General features: G+C 65.2%; 16 protein-coding genes. 11 read left to right on the top strand and 5 right to left on the bottom strand.

Translation table 11 applies throughout. The annotated features are described in order from the left end of the window. The first annotated feature begins 29 nt into the window (after positions 1–29). Positions 30–905, top strand: coding sequence for a metal-dependent hydrolase (locus tag LH20_RS15795; protein ID WP_053555051.1), 876 nt, complete (start codon positions 30–32; stop codon positions 903–905). A 79-nt stretch (positions 906–984) separates the two neighbouring features. After that, positions 985–1,515, top strand: a complete 531-nt coding sequence (locus tag LH20_RS15790; protein ID WP_053555050.1) for a GNAT family N-acetyltransferase — start codon at positions 985–987, stop codon at positions 1,513–1,515. Between the two features lie 70 nt (positions 1,516–1,585). Here the strand turns inward: LH20_RS15790 and LH20_RS15785 are convergent, their stop codons facing one another. Together LH20_RS15785 and LH20_RS15780 are read right to left on the bottom strand one after the other, a co-directional pair. Further along, entirely contained in the window at positions 1,586–2,032 is a 447-nt protein-coding gene (locus LH20_RS15785) for an NfeD family protein (protein WP_053555049.1), read from the bottom strand. A 1-nt stretch (position 2,033) separates the two neighbouring features. After that, a complete protein-coding gene (locus LH20_RS15780; protein WP_053555048.1) occupies positions 2,034–2,951 on the bottom strand; it encodes an SPFH domain-containing protein in 918 nt (305 codons plus the stop codon). Between the two features lie 80 nt (positions 2,952–3,031). Here LH20_RS15780 and LH20_RS15775 point away from each other — a divergent pair, with 80 nt between their 5' ends. Together LH20_RS15775 and LH20_RS15770 are read left to right on the top strand one after the other, a co-directional pair. Next, the gene (locus LH20_RS15775; protein ID WP_053555047.1) at positions 3,032–3,844 is read left to right on the top strand and encodes an HpcH/HpaI aldolase/citrate lyase family protein; all 813 of its coding nucleotides are present in this window, start codon (positions 3,032–3,034) and stop codon (positions 3,842–3,844) included. 91 nt (positions 3,845–3,935) lie between these two features. After that, positions 3,936–5,444, top strand: coding sequence for a M28 family peptidase (locus LH20_RS15770; protein WP_235527000.1), 1,509 nt, complete (start codon positions 3,936–3,938; stop codon positions 5,442–5,444). A gap of 53 nt (positions 5,445–5,497) precedes the next feature. Here the strand turns inward: LH20_RS15770 and LH20_RS15765 are convergent, their stop codons facing one another. Then, positions 5,498–6,871 carry a class II 3-deoxy-7-phosphoheptulonate synthase gene (locus LH20_RS15765; RefSeq protein ID WP_053556321.1) on the bottom strand — a complete coding sequence of 458 codons (1,374 nt, stop codon included), beginning with the start codon at positions 6,869–6,871 and terminating at the stop codon, positions 5,498–5,500. 265 nt (positions 6,872–7,136) lie between these two features. On the opposite strand from LH20_RS15765, the gene LH20_RS15760 reads away from it, so the two are divergent. The 4 genes from LH20_RS15760 to LH20_RS15745 are packed head-to-tail and all read left to right on the top strand — an operon-like array spanning position 7,137 to position 10,179. After that, complete coding sequence (locus tag LH20_RS15760) at positions 7,137–7,811, top strand: Crp/Fnr family transcriptional regulator (protein WP_053555045.1); 675 nt, start codon at positions 7,137–7,139, stop codon at positions 7,809–7,811. Between the two features lie 9 nt (positions 7,812–7,820). After that, a complete protein-coding gene (locus LH20_RS23360) occupies positions 7,821–8,171 on the top strand; it encodes an ArsC family reductase (RefSeq protein ID WP_053555044.1) in 351 nt (116 codons plus the stop codon). After that, complete coding sequence (locus LH20_RS15750) at positions 8,168–9,244, top strand: glycerophosphodiester phosphodiesterase (RefSeq protein ID WP_083455454.1); 1,077 nt, start codon at positions 8,168–8,170, stop codon at positions 9,242–9,244. Before LH20_RS23360 ends, LH20_RS15750 begins: the two co-directional genes overlap by 4 nt. Next, on the top strand, positions 9,241–10,179 hold the full coding sequence (locus LH20_RS15745) for an aldo/keto reductase (RefSeq protein ID WP_053555043.1): 939 nt from the start codon (positions 9,241–9,243) through the stop codon (positions 10,177–10,179). The genes LH20_RS15750 and LH20_RS15745 overlap by 4 nt, the downstream gene beginning before the upstream one ends. On the opposite strand, the gene LH20_RS15740 is transcribed toward LH20_RS15745, so the two are convergent. Further along, positions 10,176–10,982 carry a dienelactone hydrolase family protein gene (locus LH20_RS15740; protein ID WP_083455453.1) on the bottom strand — a complete coding sequence of 269 codons (807 nt, stop codon included), beginning with the start codon at positions 10,980–10,982 and terminating at the stop codon, positions 10,176–10,178. The genes LH20_RS15745 and LH20_RS15740 overlap by 4 nt on opposite strands. Positions 10,983–11,023: 41 nt before the next feature. Then, complete coding sequence (locus LH20_RS15735; RefSeq protein ID WP_083455452.1) at positions 11,024–11,239, bottom strand: helix-turn-helix transcriptional regulator; 216 nt, start codon at positions 11,237–11,239, stop codon at positions 11,024–11,026. A 122-nt stretch (positions 11,240–11,361) separates the two neighbouring features. On the opposite strand from LH20_RS15735, the gene panB reads away from it, so the two are divergent. The 3 genes from panB (at position 11,362) to LH20_RS15720 (ending at position 14,443) form a co-directional block, all read left to right on the top strand. Continuing rightward, positions 11,362–12,225, top strand: a complete 864-nt coding sequence (gene panB, locus LH20_RS15730; protein ID WP_053555041.1) for a 3-methyl-2-oxobutanoate hydroxymethyltransferase — start codon at positions 11,362–11,364, stop codon at positions 12,223–12,225. A 120-nt stretch (positions 12,226–12,345) separates the two neighbouring features. Further along, entirely contained in the window at positions 12,346–13,110 is a 765-nt protein-coding gene (locus tag LH20_RS15725) for a tetratricopeptide repeat protein (RefSeq protein ID WP_053555040.1), read from the top strand. 1 nt (position 13,111) lies between these two features. Beyond that, positions 13,112–14,443, top strand: a complete 1,332-nt coding sequence (locus LH20_RS15720) for an outer membrane protein assembly factor BamB family protein (RefSeq protein ID WP_053555039.1) — start codon at positions 13,112–13,114, stop codon at positions 14,441–14,443. Positions 14,444–14,464: the final 21 nt, after the last annotated feature.

Genomic DNA, 14,464 nt, shown 5'->3' with positions numbered 1-14,464 from the left:
CCTCCCCCCTATTCGCCGGTGAAGAAGATATGTCCAGCCTTTCGCTCTCCCCGACTCCCGCCGATCTTTCGATTACGCCGCGCGACCGGCGCTTCGGCCGCGACGACCGGCAAGGGCGCTGGTGGCTGAACGGGGATCCCATTGCTTCGACCTTTCACACCGCGCTGTCGGTGACCTTTCCCAAGGGTGAGGCCATGTTCGTCGAGGCGGTAAAGGCGCACCGTGACGGGGTGCCCGACAAGCTCGCCCGCGAAATCCGCGCCTTCACGCAGCAGGAGGTCATCCATAGCCGCGAGCATGTGGTCTTCAATCGCAAGGCTGCCGAGGCGGGCTATGATCTGTCCGAACTCGAGGCGGATGTCGACAATGTGATGGAGCTGATCCGTGAGCGTCCGCCGATCGTCAACCTGATGGCGACGATCGCGCTCGAGCATTATACCGCGATGCTCGCCGCGATCATGCTCCGGAATCCCGGGATGTACACGGGCGCCGAGCCCGAGTGGGGCGAGCTGTGGAAATGGCACGCTATCGAGGAAATCGAGCACAAGGGCGTTGCCTATGACACCTGGCTGCACGCGACGAAGGATTGGAGCCGCTGGCGGCGCTGGAAGGCCAAGTCTCTGATGATGCTCGCGGTCACCTCCCGCTTCTGGCCGAGGCGGGTCCACGGGATGAAGGTGCTGCTCGCGCAGGACGGGCTCGCCGGCTGGCGCGTGACGGCGCGCATCTGGTGGTATCTGCTCGGCAAGCCGGGCATCCTGCGCAAGAGCTTCCTGCCCTGGCTTGCCTATTTCATGCCGGGGTTCCACCCGTGGAACCACGACGACCGCGCGCTGATCGCCAAATATGAAAGCGATTATGACGATGCCGTGACGCGAGCCGACAAGGTGGCGGCCGCCGCCTGACGGCAGATAGCAAGGGGGCCGCCAAACCAGGGTTTCGGCTGCTCTTGTCGTCCGCTGGCCGCGCTGATAGCGCTGTCTGATGATCGCATCCGCGCCCGTCATCGAGACGCCCCGTTTGCGCCTGCGCGAACCTCGCCTGGCCGACAAGGACGACCATATCGCGATGTGGGCCGATCCGCGTGTGACGCGTTTCATCGGGGGCGAGCCGCGTACCCCCGACGTGAGCTGGGGCAAGTTTCTTGCCGCCGCGGGGCTTTGGCCGGTGATGGGCTTTGGATATTGGGTGTTCGCCGATCGCGCCACCGATCGTCTGATCGGAATGGGCGGGCTCAGCTATTTCTGCCGCGGCATGGCCGAGCTCGAAGGCGTGCCCGAGGCCGGATGGGCCTTTGACGCGGACCATTGGGGTGCGGGCTACGCCACCGAGGCGATGACCGCCGCGCTTGGCTGGGCCGACACCTGTCTGGGCGCTGGCGAGGTGCGATCCATTATTGACAAGGGGCATGTGGCGTCGGAGCGGGTGGCGGCAAAACTGGGGTTTCAGCCAATCGGCGAAAGCGACGCGCTTGGCGGGACGGTCGCGGTCTATTCGCGGCCTCGGGGCGGCTGACCCCTTTCGATAAAACCGCAAAAAAGGATCGCCACTTACCGATTTTGCACCGCTGCTCCTGACGATCGGCTCAAGCGTGGTCCACCACCAGCACGCCGCCTTCGGCACTGACCACGCGGACCTTCGCGCCCTCGGCCGCATCGGGGCCGCGCACCGGCCATTCGCCGTCGCCGACCTTGGCGCGGCCGCGGCCGTCCTCGATCGCTTTCGTCACCGTCAGCACCTCGCCGACCAGCCGCCCGGCACGCTGGTTGAGGTGCGGATCGGCCGAGGTGATCGGGTTCGCCCTCAGCCAGCGTCGCCCGCCGTAGAGGGCGACGAAGGCAAGGACAGCGAAGATGCCGAGCTGGAGCGGGACGCTGAGCGGCAGAACCCAGACCACCACTCCGGTGACGATCGCAGCCGCGCCGATCCAGATCAGGAAAAAGCCCGGCGCAACGATCTCGGCTGCAGCGAGCAGCACGCCGAGCGACAGCCACGCCCAATGCGGCTCGAGGTCGGTCAGCCAGACCGGCATGTCAGGCGCCCCCGTCGCGTTTCGCGAGGGCGTCCTTCGCGAGTTCGCCGATGCCGCCCAGCGTGCCGATGAGCTGGGTTGCCTCGACCGGGAAGAGGATGGTCTTGCTGTTCGGGCTGGTCGCGAACTGGCTCACGGCTTCGACATATTTCTGCGCAACGAAATAGTTGATCGCCTGGGCGTTGCCGCTCGCGATCGCATCTGAAACCATCTGCGTTGCCTTGGCTTCGGCTTCAGCCTCGCGCTCGCGCGCTTCGGCGTCGCGGAACGCGGCCTCGCGGCGACCTTCCGCCTGCAGTATCTGGCCCTGTTTCTCGCCTTCGGCGCGCAGAATTTCAGAGGCCCGCATGCCTTCGGCCTCGAGGATGGCGGCGCGCTTCTCGCGTTCGGCCTTCATCTGGCGGGCCATCGCGTTCGAAATGTCGGCCGGCGGCCGGATGTCCTTGATCTCGACACGCGTGATCTTGACGCCCCACGGCGTGGTCGCGTCGTCAACCACGTGCAGCAGGCGGGTGTTGATCTCGTCGCGCTTCGACAGCGTCTCGTCGAGGTCCATCGAGCCCATCACGGTTCTGAGATTGGTCGTCGTCAGGTTCATGATCGAGAGGTAGAGGTCGCTCACCTCGTAGGCAGCCTTCGCCGCGTCGAGGACCTGGAAGAAGACGACGCCGTCGACCGCGACCATCGCATTGTCCTTGGTGATGATCTCCTGCCCCGGGATATCGAGCACCTGCTCCATCATGTTCACCTTGCGTCCGACGCGGTCGAAGATCGGCATGATGAAGTTGAGTCCAGGCTGCGCGGTGTGCGTGTAGCGGCCGAAGCGCTCGATCGTATAGGCATAGCCCTGCCGGACCGGCGTGAGCGCCCAGATCAGGAAGACGAGCGCCAGGACCACCAGCGTGATCGCGAAATACATAGACCATCCCTCCCGCAAATCGTCCGTGCAAACTCTCTTCCTTATTGCGGCTATGGTCCGGTTGCGCCAGACAAAAGCGCATGACACAGGCCGATTTCGCCCCGCGCTCGCTCCTCTATGTTCCTGCCTCCAACGCGCGTGCGCTCGAAAAGGCGCATGCGCTTGCCGCCGACATGCTGATCATTGACCTTGAGGATGCCGTGCCCGCGGACCGCAAGGCCGAGTCGCGCGAGGCGATGCGCGCCGCGGTCGCGGGCGGCTATCCGGGCAAGCGGATCGCGGTGCGCGTCAACGCGACGGGCTCTGCCGAACAGGCGGCGGATATTGCGGCGCTGACCGGCGTTGCGCTCGACGCGATCGTGCTACCCAAGGTGGACGCACCTGCCGATCTTGAACCGTTGCGGGGGCTCGGCCTGCCGTTATTTGCCATGATCGAGACGCCAGCCGCCGTCTATGCCGCGCGCGACATCTCCGCCGACCGGGCGGTCGCGGGTCTGATCGCCGGGCTCAACGACCTGGCGCATGAATTGAAGCTGCCGGATGGCATGGATCGTGGCGCCATGAGCCATGCGATCCAGGCCATCGTGCTGGCGGCGCGTGCGGGTGGCATCTGGTGCTTCGACGGCGTCTACAACGCGATTGACGACGCGCCGGGTTTCGCCGCCGAGGCGGCCGAAGGGCGGCGGCTCGGGTTCGACGGCAAGACGCTGATCCACCCGTCGCAGGTCGAGGCGTGCAACAGTGCCTTTGCGCCATCGGAGCGCGAGATCGCCGCGGCCGAGGCCCTGGTGGCTGCTGCGACGGGCGGAGCGCAGCGGTACGAAGGTCGGATGATCGAGGACATGCATGTTGCCGCGGCGAAGGCGCTGCTGGAGCGGGCGGGCCGGAGATAATCTCTCTCGCCTCGAGCGAGGGTGAGGCTCCATTCGTCGTTCGACGAACGCGCCTTGCCTCCCCCGGCGGTCCATGCCATGCGGCCGGGCCATGCAGAACACAGCCTTCCGCGCCGCCGTGGCGGCTTTCGCTTTCACCGTTTTCGCGGCTCCCGGCGCCTTCTCCAAGGGGGTCGACGCGCCCGTTACCGAAGCGCAGCTTGCCGAGCATATCCGCATTCTGGCGGGCGACGCTTTCGAGGGGCGGGCGCCGGGCACGGACGGCGAGGATCGCACCATCGCCTATATCATCGGCGAATGGGCAAAAGCTGGTCTTGAAGCGGTTCCGGGCAGCGCAACCCCGTGGCTGCAGCCGGTTCCGCTTGTCGAAAGCGCCGCAATTTCGGGCGATGCGAAGCTGCGCGTCCACGGGCGCGATTTCGCGCTCGAGGATGACGGCATCATGCTGACCGGGCGCGATCCCTCGGTCACGCTGAAGGACGTGCCGGCCGTATTCGTCGGCTATGGCATCGACGGCACGGGAAAGGTCGCCACCGACGTCAAGGACAAGCTCGCGATCATGCTGTTCGACAATCCGCCCTTTGGCGACAAGCCGCCGCGCTATCGCGAGCGTCGCAAGATGCTTGCAGAGGCCGGCGCGGCGGCAGTGCTGGTGGTCGCGACCGACGCCGTTCCCTGGGCGCAGCTTCGCGGCGCCTTGGGCGGCAAGACGGTGCGCCCAGCTCGCGAAATGAGCGAGGGGCCCGCGATCAGCGGATTCCTGTCGCTCGAGGCGGCGGACGCTTTGTTCGCGCGCGCCGGGCAGGACGGCGGCGCGCTGCGCGAGGCGGCCAGGGCCCCCGACTATCGCGGCATCTCGCTACCCGTGACCGCCGATTTTAGCGCGACCTCTTCCATCCGCCCCTTTGTCAGCAACAATGTCGTTGCGAAGCTGCCCGGCGCGAAGCCCGACGGCAAGGCCGTGCTGTTTCTGGGTCACTGGGACCATCTCGGCATTTGCGGTCCCGAGGGAGCGGCGGACCGCATCTGCAATGGCGCCGTCGACAATGCGAGCGGGATTGCGGTCCTGATCGAGGTCGCAAAGCGGCTTGCGAGCGGACCGCGCCCCGACCGCGACATCTATTTCCTCGCTACCACGGCCGAAGAGAAGGGACTGCTCGGCGCCTCCTACTTCGCCGATCACCCCGTCCTGCCCCTCGGCGACATCACCGTGGCGCTCAACATCGACACCATTGCCATTTCGCCGCGCGGCACGCCGGTCGCGACGATCGGCCGCGGTCGCCCCGCCTATGACGCGGTGGTGCGCGATGTGGCGACCAGCCTTGGACGCCGGATCGACAGCGACGGCGAAGCGGACGCCTTCGTCCAGCGCCAGGACGGCTGGGCGCTCGGCGCCAAGAATGTGCCCTCGCTGATGGTCGGAGGCAGTTTTTCGGACATGGGACTGCTCGAGGCCTTTCTCGGCAGCGATTATCATGGCCCTGGCGACAATTTCACCGACAAGGTGCCCCTCGGAGGTGCGGCAGAGGATGCGGACCTCCACGTCGCGCTCGGACGGGCCTTTGCCGATACCAGGCGCTGGCCGGGCGGAACCCAGTAGAAGAGCATCGCCGCCCCGGCGTTGCCGGGGCGGCGGAGCGGGCTAGCCGATGATCAGGCTGCCTGCTTCGCGCGTTCGCTCATTTCCTGATTGAGCATTTCGGCGAGCAGGAATGCGAGCTCGAGGCTCTGCCCCGCGTTGAGACGTGGGTCGCAATGGGTGTGGTAACGGTCGGCGAGATCCATCTGGGTCACGTCCATCGCGCCACCGGTACATTCGGTAACATTCTGGCCGGTCATCTCGATATGGATGCCGCCGCCATGCGTGCCCTCGGCGCGGTGGACGGCGAAGAAGCCCCGAACCTCGGCGAGGATGCGCTCGAACGGGCGCGTCTTGTACCCGGTCGAGGTCTTGATGACATTGCCGTGCATCGGATCGCACGACCAGACGACCGGGTGGCCCGATTCCTTCACGGCGCGGACGAGCCTTGGCAGATGCGCCTCGATCTTGTCGTGGCCGTAGCGGGTGATCAGCGTCATGCGCCCCGGGACATGATCGGGGTTCAGCGTGTCGAGCAGACGCAGCAGGGTCTCGGGCTCGAGGCTGGGTCCGCATTTCATGCCGACAGGATTGCCGATGCCGCGCAGATATTCGATGTGCGCCGAGCCTTCGAAACGGGTGCGGTCGCCGACCCAGAGGAAATGACCCGAGGTGTCGTACCAGCCGCCCGTCAGACTGTCCTGCCGGGTCAGCGCCTGCTCATAGGGAAGAAGCAGCGCCTCGTGGCTGGTGTAGAAGCTGGTGCCCTTGATCTGCGGGACGGTTTCTGGCGTGACGCCGCAGGCTTCCATGAAAGCAAGCGCTTCGGAAATCCGCGCAGCGGTTTCCTGATATTTCTTCGCCCACGGGCTGCGGTCCATGAAGTCGTGCGTCCAGGCATTGACCTGATGGAGATTGGCATAGCCTCCATTTGCAAAGGCGCGCAGAAGGTTGAGTGTCGCCGCGGACTGGTTGTAGGCCTTGACCATGCGTGCCGGGTCGGGGTCGCGGCCCTTCGCCTCGAAGCCGATATCGTTGATGATGTCGCCGCGATAGCTGGGGAGCGACGTGCCGTTCACCTCCTCCATGTCGGCCGAGCGCGGCTTGGCGAACTGGCCTGCCATGCGGCCGACCTTCACCACGGGCATCTTCGAGGCAAAGGTCAGCACCACCGCCATTTGCAGGAGGACGCGGAACGTGTCCCGGATATTGTTCGGATGGAACTCGGCAAAGCTCTCGGCGCAATCTCCGCCCTGCAGCAGGAAGGCCTTGCCCTCCGCCACCCGCGCAAGCTCGCTTGTCAACTCGCGTGCTTCGCCCGCAAAGACCAGCGGCGGATAGCTTGCGAGTTCGCGTTCGGCCGCTTCGAGCGCGGCGCTGTCAGGGTAGGTTGGAAGCTGGCGCGCTTCGTGCGAGCGCCAGCTATGCGGTTGCCATGTTTTCGTCATCTCTATCGTCTTCTGCATCAAAACCCGAATCGCGCGCTGCCTTGGCGCGGACGCACCGGGGAAGCAAGAGCAAGGAAATTAGCATCCTCCGGGCATTCCCGCACCTATGCTTTTCTTGGGCGGTGAAAACTGCTAATTTGCGACTGTTTCGGCGTTTCGATGATGCGTGAGTGGATCGCAGCTCACGCGCTCGCATTCGGCAATCGGTAACCTTATATGCATAGTGTCCTAACGATCAGGACGACAACGCGAAACGATACAGCTTATGGCGAATTTCAGCCCCGCCTTGTTCGGGTATGGCGCCCTGTTGTTGCTGCTGGCAACGTGCCTTGCCACGCGCACGGAACAAGTGCGTCTCGGCATCGCCTGTGCGGCGCTGCTCGCGCTGCCCGCTGCCGTCATCCACTCGCAGGTCGGCTATGCGCTGCTGCTGCTGGCAATTCTTGTTGTGAACGGCGTCCTTGCAGCGCGCAGCTGGCTGCATGATGCCGCGATCCGTTTCTCGCCCGAGGAGCAGGCCCTTCGTGCCTTGCACCTTGCCGACCTTGGCGCCGTCAGCGTCCGGCGTCTCATCGACCAGGGCCACTGGATCACGGCAAAGCGCGGCGAGGTGCTTATTCGCGAGAATCACGCAGCGCCCAGTCTCTTCTACCTTGCCGAGGGCCGCGCGCTGATCCAGCGCGACGGGGCCGAGGTGGGGACGCTGACCGACGGCGCGCTGATCGGCGAGGCGACAGTCCTCGATGGCGCCCACGCGACAGGAACGGTGACGCTGACCACCAATGCGCGGCTGTGGTTCGTTCCTGCAGCGGCGCTGCGCGCCTATCTTGCCGCAAATCCCGACATTGCAGCGGGGCTCCATCAGGGATTCGCGAGGGCGCTGCGCGGCAAGCTCGCGAGCGCCAACACGCGCATTGCCGACATGCCCCCGCTCTCCTAAAGTCGCTGGATGGCACTGACTCTCTACGGCATTTCGAACTGCGACACGGTGAAAAAGGCACGGCGCTGGCTGGACGGCGCCGGTATTTCCTACCGCTTCCACGACTTTCGCAAGGACGGGCTTGAACCTGCAAGGCTCCAGCAATGGATCGACGCGGTCGGCTGGGAAAGGCTTCTCAACAAGAGCGGGACGACCTTTCGCAAACTGCCCGACGCTGACAAGGCGGGGCTCGACCCTGCGAAGGCGAAGGTGCTGATGCTTGATCAGCCGGCCATGATCCGCCGCCCGGTGGTCGAGGCCGATGATGGCATCAGCGTCGGATTTTCCGAAAGCGACTGGCGGGTCCGCTTTGCGGCATGAAGCGCCGGCCCGCCGCTTGGCTTGCGCTCATGGCGCTTGCGGGCTGCGGCGCTGAGCCGATGGTAGCAACGCCCACACTCGACGGCAGGCCGCCGATCATCATTGCGCATCGCGGAGCCTCGGGCGAGCGCCCCGAGCACACGCTTGCGAGCTACGAGCTGGCGATCGAGCAGGGCGCCGACTATATCGAGCCCGACCTGGTGCTGACCAGGGACGGAGTGCTCGTTGCGCGACACGAGAATGAGATTTCGGAGACCACCGATGTCGCCGCTCACGGCGAATTTGCCGACCGCAGGACAAGCAAGCGGATCGACGGAAAGGAGGTCAGGGGCTGGTTCACCGAGGATTTCACGCTCGCTGAACTCAAGACCCTGCGCGCGAAGGAGCGCATTCCGGGCCTGCGGGGCACCGCCTACGACGGCATGTTCGAGGTTCCGACCTTCGAGGAAATTCTGGCGCTCCTTGCCCGTATCAACAAGGGGCGGTCGCATCCGGTAGGCGTCTATCCCGAAACCAAGCATCCAAGCTATTTCGCGTCCATCGGCCTGCCGCACGAAGGCCCCTTGCTCGCGCAGCTTGAGCGATATGGCTATCGCGGCCGAGGCGCACCCATATTCATTCAAAGCTTCGAAATTGGCAATCTGAAGGCGCTCCGGGCGAAGAGCGAACTGCCGCTGATCCAGCTGGTCGATGGCGCGGGCGGACCCGCCGATGATCCCGCCGCGACCTACGCCGAAATGGTGTCGCCAGCGGGTCTGAAAGCGATCGCAACCTATGCCGACGGGATCGGTCCGGCAAAGACGATGATCATCCCGCGGAGCGTGCTTGGGACGCTCGGCGAGGCGACCAGCCTCGTGCACGACGCACACGCGGCGGGGCTGAAGGTGCATCCCTGGACATTCCGCCGCGAGAATTATTTTCTGCCGCTCGCCAACAAGCGCGGGATCAATCCTGCCGGCCGCGGTGATCTCGAGGCCGAGATCCGCATCTATTTGAAGACCGGGATCGACGGCCTGTTCAGCGACAATCCGCGCGAAGCCGTTCGTGCCGCAAAACGAGGAGAAATGCGATGAGCGAGCGTGCACTGGGCAACAGCGGTCTTTCGATCCGCCGCTTCGTGCTCGGCGGCAATGTCTTCGGCATGACCGCCGATCGGGCCGCAAGCTTTGCGGTGCTCGATCGCTTCGTCGAGCGGGGCGGCGGGATGATCGATACTGCCGATGTCTATTCGGCCTGGGTGCCGGGGAACAGGGGCGGCGAATCGGAAGCCATGCTCGGCGAATGGCTGAAGGCGAGCGGCGCGCGCGATCAGATACTCATCGCGACAAAGGTCGGGATGATGGAGGGCGGACTGAAGCCCGATCGCGTGCGCGCGGCGGTGCAGGGCTCGCTCGACCGGCTCGGCGTCGATGTGATCGACCTTTATTTTGCCCACAAGGACGATCCCGACGTGCCGCTCGATGAAGTGCTTGGTGCGTTCAGCGAACTGATCGATCAAGGTAGTGTGCGCGCGATCGGCGCGTCCAACTATTCGGCCGCGCGGCTCGGCGAGGCGCTCGCGGTGTCGGCCAAGACCGGTCTGTCTCGCTTCACGGTCGTGCAGCCCGAGCTCAACCTCCTGGACCGCGACCAGTATGAAGGTCCTCTGCAGGCGCTGTGCACCGCCGAGGGGTTGGGGGTCATCACCTATTTCAGTCTCGCCTCGGGATATCTGTCGGGCAAGTATCGCAATGCCGATGATCTCTCCAAGAGCCCGCGCGGTGCGCGCGTTCAGCCCTATATGGCGGGGCGCGGACCGGACGTGCTTGCAGCCATGGAAAGGATCGCGAGAGAGACGGGCGCGACGCTGTCCCAGATCGCGCTCGCCTGGGTCGCGGCACAGCCTGGCGTGACCGCGCCGATCGCCAGTGCGACAAGCGTCGCGCAACTCGACGAGATCATGGCAAGCGAGGCGCTGCGGCTCGCGCCCGAGCAGCTTGCGGCGCTGACCGAGGCGGGCAGAGCCTAGTCGAGCGCGCAGCTTGCGCTGCTGATTGCGCGCTCGGTGAGGAAGCCGTCGATCGCTTCGAGGGCCGCCGTGTGCGCAGCCGCACGATAGTCGCGGGGCGCCGAGGCGCTGTCGGGATCATCGACCGGGTGCGCGACATCGAAGCGGTGACCGGCGCCGGGATAGAGCTTGATGATGAACGGATATTTAGGGTTCTGGACGCGGGTTGCTGCAAGCGCTTCGAGCCGTTTCGCGGGCGCCGTGCCGTCTTCGGTGCCCTGCAGCGCGAGCACCGGCATGCGCTGGGGCCAGGGTGAGCGCTGCGAGCGAACCGAGGGATAATAGACGATCGCAGCGCGAAAGCCGCTTTCAGGCCCATCCGGCGTCGAGGCGAGGGTCAGCGCGCCCTCGCCGCCGCGCGACCAGCCGATCGCGACGCCGGGGCAGCGCCTGTCAAAGCGTTGCGCGGCGCGCAGGCGAGCAAGCGCGTCGATGGCGATCGCCGCACGCTTCTCGCCGGCTGAACCAGACGGTCCCAGCCGCTTGAGTGCGGCGTCGTCGTCAACAATCAGGACATCGATCCCGCGCTGGTTCAAAAAAGCGGCAAGGTCGGAATATTGATTACCCGGCGCAAGCTTCCCGATCCCCTCGGCGCGCGGAAACAGGATGGCCCATGGCCGGGGTTTTGTATCGGCGGAGGCGGGAAGGAGATGGAGATCGGCTGGGAGGGCTTCCTGCGCCGCGGCCGGGTTGGCTGAGGCGGCGAGCAGGAGAGGGAGGCAGAAGAGGGGCAGCGCGCGCATGTCCGGGGTACCTTTCGCCATGCCAGTTTATGCCCGATTGCTGCAGCGGCCAAGCTGCGGCTTCATCCTTCCTGCCATTGGAACACCGCCTCGAGCGGTTTGCCAAAGACGCGCGCGATGCGAAATGCGACCTCGAGCGAAGGGGAATATCTGCCTTGCTCGACCGCGGCGATGGTCTGGCGCGTGACGCCGACCTTTTGGCCCAGTTCGCCCTGCGTCATCTCGCCGGCCAGAAAGCGCAGCGTTCGGATGTCATTGGTGAAAGGCGGTCTGGTCACGACGGATTTTCCTGGAGTGGGCGAGACCTTATGTTAATCAGATCTGACATGAAGTAAAAGTTTCATCACACAAACCGCGGAACCGCTTTTGCGCTGCAACATTAGGGTCTAAGCCGCGCGCCATGTCCACGCTCCCCAAAACGCTCACCCTCGACACCTCCACGAGCCGCGCCAATCCGACGCCGCAGCCGATGAAGCGCCTGACGGTGCCGCGGATTCGCCAGCGAAAGGGCGGCGAGCCGCTGGTTATGCTGACAGCCTACACGGTCCGCATGGCGCAGCTCCTCGACCCGCATTGCGACATGCTGCTCGTTGGCGATTCGCTCGCGCAGGTGATCTATGGCCTGCCGCACACCGTCGGAGTGACGATGGATATGATGTCGCTGCACGGCGCGGCCGTCGTGCGCGGCAGCTATCATGCCGCCGTCATCGTCGACATGCCGTTCGGCAGCTATGAAGGGAGCCCGCAGCAGGCGTTCGACAATGCCGCGCGGCTGCTCAAGGAAACGGGCGCCGCGGCCGTCAAGCTCGAGGGCGGCAAGGTGCTCGCCCCGACGATCGAGTTTCTGACCCAGCGCGGGATCCCCGTGATGGGTCATGTGGGTCTGACGCCCCAGGCGGTCAATATCCTTGGCGGCTACGGCGTGCGCGGGAAAAGCGAGGAGGAAGCGCGCTCGATTGTCGAGGATGCCCTGGCGGTTGCGCAGGCGGGCGCCTTTTCCATCGTCATCGAGGGCGTGCTCGAATCGATCGCGGTCGAGATCACCAACAAGGTTGCCTGTCCGACGATCGGCATCGGCGCGTCGGCGCAGTGCGACGGACAGGTGCTCGTTACCGACGACATGCTCGGCATGTTTGAGCGCGTCCCCAAATTCGTGAAGCGCTACCAGGACATGGCCAGCGTCGTCAGCGGCGCCGTCCAGGAATATGCGGACCAGGTCAGGTCCCGTTCATTCCCGACCGACGATCAGATCTACGCCGGCTGACGACCGCTCTGCCGCCCGGCGGGCGGCAAGTGAATCGCTTGGCCTTTTCCGGCGCCCCCGCTAAGGAGGCGGCCGGTGGGACGCGTGTGCGAAAGCCGGATGGACGAGATGGAGGTTTGATTGGCGCTGAGCCCGACCAATAATGCTGCGCTGTTGCAGGAAGTCGACGAAGCCGTCCGCAAGGACCGGCTCGATTCGATCTGGAAGAATTACGGGCGCTGGATTGTCGCTGCGGTCATCGCAGCGCTCGTGGCGTTCGGCGGCTATCTGTTCTGGAACCATCAGCAGGAAACCCGGCGCGGCGAACAGGCTGAAGCGCTGCTCGCCGCCTTTGACAAGGCGAAAACGAGCCAGCCCGGCGCGGCCGCCCTCGAGCTTGACAAGCTGATCGCGGAAGGTGGGCCCGCCTATCGCGCGGCTGCGCTCATCCAGCAGGCGAATCTCAAGGCGCAGACCGGGGATCTCAAGAGCGCCGCCGCGCTGATGGCGAAGGTGGCGGGCGACACGAAAATCGACCAGGCGCTGCGCGACCTCGCCCTGATCCGGCAGACCGCGCTTGAATATGACGCGCTCAAACCCGAAACGGTCATCGCACGTATGAAGCCCATCGTCGATGCCAAGGATTCAAGCTGGTTTGCCAGCGCCGCCGAGCTGAGCGCGATTGCGCATTACCAGCTCGGCCAGTTCGATCAGGCGGGCGAGCTTTATGGCCGTATCGCCAAATTGTCCGATATTCCCCAGTCCCTGCAATCACGCGCGGTGCAGATGGCGGGGATGCTGGGCGTTGATGCGGTAGCAGATCGCGCGAGCGACAGCGCCGCAGCCGAAACGAAAGGCGAAGCCGCGCCGAAGGCAGCGGCCGCGAAAAGCGAGGAAGCCAAATAGGATGAAAAGCCGGTATGTATTCTACGCGGCGCTGCTCACGCTGCCGCTGGCAGCTTGTGGCGCGCTGAAAGGCAACGGCGGGCCGAAGACCCCGACCGTCGGTGAACGCGTCTCGATCCTGTCGAACGACAATAGTGTGAAGGTCGATCCTGCGCTGGCCAGCACGGCGGTCGTGCTGCCTGAGCCGGTGGTCAACGCTGCATGGTCGCAGTCTGGCGGCAATGCATCGAAGTCGATGGGCCATCTCGCCCTTGCTGCCTCGCGCCGCCAGATCTGGAGCGCGACGATCGCGGGCAGCACCAAGAAGCAGCGCCTCGCCTCCTCGCCCGTCGTCGCTGACAACCGCCTCTTCGTCGTCGACACCGACGCGGTCGTCACCGCGTTTAGCGCCGACACTGGCGCCAGGCTGTGGACCGCGTCGATCGGCAGCTCGGGCAAGGATTTTCAGGATTCGCTGTTCGGCGGCGGCGCCGCGGTCGACGGCAATATCGTCTATGCAACGAGCGGCGTCGGCGACGTTGCCGCGCTCAATGCGAGCGATGGATCGATCATCTGGAAGGTCAAACCCGCAGGGCCGCTGCGCGGCGCGCCGACGATTGCCTTCGGCGGCGTCTATGCGATCACGCAGGACAATCAGATCATCGCTCTCAACGCCGCCAATGGCGCGGTGCTGTGGCAGGCAACCGCCTCGCTCGAAGCCGGCAGTGTGTTTGGCGCAGCCTCGCCGGCGGCGGGCGAAGCAACGATCGTTGCGGGTTTCTCGTCGGGCGAGGTTCAGGCCTATCGTTACGAGAACGGCCGCGATCTTTGGGAAGATGCCCTTGCGCGTACGTCGATGGCGCTGTCGGTCTCGACCCTGACCGACGTCGACGCCGATCCGGTCATCGACCGTGGCCGCGTTTTCGCGCTTGGCCAGGGCGGTCGCATGGCGAGCTATGAGCTCAATACTGGCCAGCGGACCTGGGAAATCTCGATCGCGGGCATTTCGACCCCCTATGTGGTGGGCGAATGGGTCTATGCCATGACCGATGATGCGAAACTGCTCTGCGTCGCGCGCGGATCGGGGAAGATCCGCTGGATCCAGCAGCTCCAGCGCTACCGGGTCGAAACCGACAAGAAGAAGAAGGACCCGATCCGCTGGACCGGCCCCATTCTGGCTGGTGGGCGGCTGATCGCGGTGAACAGCGAGGGGCAGCTCGCCGAATTTTCGCCGACGGACGGATCAACGCTTGCGACGAGCGAGTTCAAGACCTCGCTTTCGCAGACCCCGGTGGTTGCGAACCAGACACTTTACATTCTCGCGGACGACGGACGCATCACCGCCTGGCGGTAATTGGGCTAGGCCGCGCGCGCG

Source organism: Sphingopyxis sp. 113P3 (genome assembly GCF_001278035.1).
Taxonomy (GTDB): Bacteria; Pseudomonadota; Alphaproteobacteria; order Sphingomonadales; family Sphingomonadaceae; genus Sphingopyxis.
Note: the sequence above shows the minus strand (reverse complement) of the source record. Positions and strands in the feature narration are given on the sequence as shown.

What these genes read in the sequence shown, in the direction of transcription:
- panB (WP_053555041.1), top strand. Translation starts at nt 11,362, where the DNA reads ATGTCCACGCTCCCCAAAACGCTCACCCTCGACACCTCCACGAGCCGC.
- LH20_RS15780 (WP_053555048.1), bottom strand. Translation starts at nt 2,951, where the DNA reads ATGTATTTCGCGATCACGCTGGTGGTCCTGGCGCTCGTCTTCCTGATC.
- LH20_RS15740 (WP_083455453.1), bottom strand. Translation starts at nt 10,982, where the DNA reads ATGGCGAAAGGTACCCCGGACATGCGCGCGCTGCCCCTCTTCTGCCTC.
- LH20_RS15790 (WP_053555050.1), top strand. Translation starts at nt 985, where the DNA reads ATGATCGCATCCGCGCCCGTCATCGAGACGCCCCGTTTGCGCCTGCGC.
- LH20_RS15770 (WP_235527000.1), top strand. Translation starts at nt 3,936, where the DNA reads ATGCAGAACACAGCCTTCCGCGCCGCCGTGGCGGCTTTCGCTTTCACC.
- LH20_RS15760 (WP_053555045.1), top strand. Translation starts at nt 7,137, where the DNA reads ATGGCGAATTTCAGCCCCGCCTTGTTCGGGTATGGCGCCCTGTTGTTG.
- LH20_RS23360 (WP_053555044.1), top strand. Translation starts at nt 7,821, where the DNA reads ATGGCACTGACTCTCTACGGCATTTCGAACTGCGACACGGTGAAAAAG.
- LH20_RS15720 (WP_053555039.1), top strand. Translation starts at nt 13,112, where the DNA reads ATGAAAAGCCGGTATGTATTCTACGCGGCGCTGCTCACGCTGCCGCTG.
- LH20_RS15775 (WP_053555047.1), top strand. Translation starts at nt 3,032, where the DNA reads ATGACACAGGCCGATTTCGCCCCGCGCTCGCTCCTCTATGTTCCTGCC.
- LH20_RS15795 (WP_053555051.1), top strand. Translation starts at nt 30, where the DNA reads ATGTCCAGCCTTTCGCTCTCCCCGACTCCCGCCGATCTTTCGATTACG.
- LH20_RS15745 (WP_053555043.1), top strand. Translation starts at nt 9,241, where the DNA reads ATGAGCGAGCGTGCACTGGGCAACAGCGGTCTTTCGATCCGCCGCTTC.
- LH20_RS15785 (WP_053555049.1), bottom strand. Translation starts at nt 2,032, where the DNA reads ATGCCGGTCTGGCTGACCGACCTCGAGCCGCATTGGGCGTGGCTGTCG.
- LH20_RS15750 (WP_083455454.1), top strand. Translation starts at nt 8,168, where the DNA reads ATGAAGCGCCGGCCCGCCGCTTGGCTTGCGCTCATGGCGCTTGCGGGC.
- LH20_RS15765 (WP_053556321.1), bottom strand. Translation starts at nt 6,871, where the DNA reads ATGACGAAAACATGGCAACCGCATAGCTGGCGCTCGCACGAAGCGCGC.